Here is a 1,106-nt window from a genome sequence, read left to right on the forward strand (position 1 = left end):
ATCGCTTCTTTCCCACGCTCTCCATGATGCTGGACATCCTCCCGGAGACCCCAGGTCCCCTGATCTTGGATGTCCGTCAAAACGGGGCAGGCCCAGGCTGGGTCTCGGTGCGCGTCGTCGACCACAACGACGGCCGGTGTATGAGGCAGTTCGTCCAGAGCGGCCTGGTCCACGACGCGACCGGGAAACAAGCAGATGACTGGAACCTGGGGATTAGCCTGCTGGAACTCCTGCAAAGCTTCGGTGAGTAGTCGGGTCTTGCCGCGACCACCCGGGCCGGCAACAGTAACAACGCTAGGCCAGTCGTGAGCCCGGTTGAGCGCCGTACGCATCGCCTCGATCTCCGCATTGCGGCCGATTCTGGGTCCGCAGTCGTTCAAGGGAGCCGATGAGCGTGTTCGATCTGCTACGAAAGTATCGAGGCTCAGGAAAGCGTCGGCGCCTGGAACGTTGAGAAGGAACTGCCGCGTCCGCCGATCCCAGGTTTGATCAAGGACATCACGACGCTTGTGTAACGGAACATCATTCAACATCCGGTTGAGGCCGCGACGGTCTAACAGCTGCCAGCGTGGGAACTTCTTGATCTCGTTCCTGGCATCACGAGAGGCCTCGCCGGAGAAGACGAGGTAGTACTCATCAGCCTTGAAGGTGCAGACCCGAACAGCCTCGCGGACATCCGCCGGGGTGAGTTTGTCCTGCCGCTTGCACTGCCATGCTGCAGTCTTCCTATCGCTGAACGCGCCTTCGAAGTCGATGCCGTCCTGGAAGTCGCCTCGGCGGCCCCACCGCTCGACTCGTGTGACACGCCGAATTCCACCAGGACAGAATCGATGCGCACTCAGCACTCGCTCGGTGAAGTCCTCGAACTGGTCTGGCAAGAGACTGGGCGTCGGAGGCAGCGTCGGCTCCTTGCCCGGTAGAGGGTCACCGGGGCCCAGCGACGAACGACGCGGCGCGATCTTGATCATCTCCCACTGTTCGAGTGATGGCGTTGCATAGCCGTCCAATCCTTGAGCCTTTTTCATCCTGCGTAGCGGTTGGCTTCGACGTGGTGCAGAACGAGGATGGCCTGCACGATCGCGGTGGCTCGGCGTGGGCAGCAGCGC

1 protein-coding gene and 1 pseudogene are annotated in these 1,106 nt (G+C 61.6%); both read right to left on the reverse strand.

Features of this window, described 5'->3' with window-relative positions:
* The coding region (locus tag CLV67_RS50820; protein ID WP_146169679.1) for a restriction endonuclease at nt 1–1,025 on the reverse strand (1,025 nt) is incomplete at its 3' end.
* A pseudogene (locus tag CLV67_RS50825) lies at nt 1,022–1,106 on the reverse strand (IS5/IS1182 family transposase); the annotation flags it as partial. The gene CLV67_RS50820 and the pseudogene CLV67_RS50825, both read right to left, overlap by 4 nt.

It is taken from the genome of Actinoplanes italicus, from assembly GCF_003001815.1.
GTDB lineage: Bacteria > Actinomycetota > Actinomycetes > Mycobacteriales > Micromonosporaceae > Actinoplanes > Actinoplanes italicus.